Genomic DNA, 455 nt, shown 5'->3' with positions numbered 1-455 from the left:
GGCCGTCACGGCCTGGGGGCGGAGGTCCGTCGGGAGGGGTGGCAGGGGGTGCTTCGGGCCGTACGAGGTGGTGACGGGGGTGCCGCCCGGGCACTGGGCCGCGAGCAGGGCCGCCGAGGCGATGGCCTCGTCCGCCAGGTCCGCGTCCAGGTACTCGTCACCCGTCTCGATCACCTCACGGAACGCCGTCCGCAGCACCTCGGCCTTCTTCTCCGCCGGGGCCTCGTCCACCCGGTACGAGAAGTCGGCGGCGGTGTCGTTGTCGAAGGGGCCGATGTCCCAGGTGCCCATGGCGTGCTCGCTCTCTCCGCGCTCGGTCGTTCCGCTGTACCGACAGCCTGGCAGGCACCACTGACAACGCCCCGTGGGGCTGTTCTCAATGACCCTGCGGGGGGACGGCCGCCAGGGCCGCGCGGGCGATGCGTGCGGCCTCCGTCTTGCAGGTCGCCTCCGGA

Annotated in this window: 1 protein-coding gene; it reads right to left on the bottom strand. The window is 73.0% G+C overall.

Annotation, left to right across the window (positions count from 1 at the left end):
* Positions 1 to 291: DUF4259 domain-containing protein (locus tag OQ02_RS39280; protein WP_033443766.1), on the bottom strand; the 291-nt coding region annotated here is incomplete at its 3' end.
* Positions 292 to 455: the final 164 nt, after the last annotated feature.

This window comes from Saccharothrix sp. NRRL B-16314 (assembly GCF_000716595.1).
GTDB lineage: Bacteria > Actinomycetota > Actinomycetes > Mycobacteriales > Pseudonocardiaceae > Actinosynnema.
The sequence above is the reverse complement of the archived record's forward strand: the minus strand, read 5'-3'. Positions and strand labels throughout refer to the sequence as shown.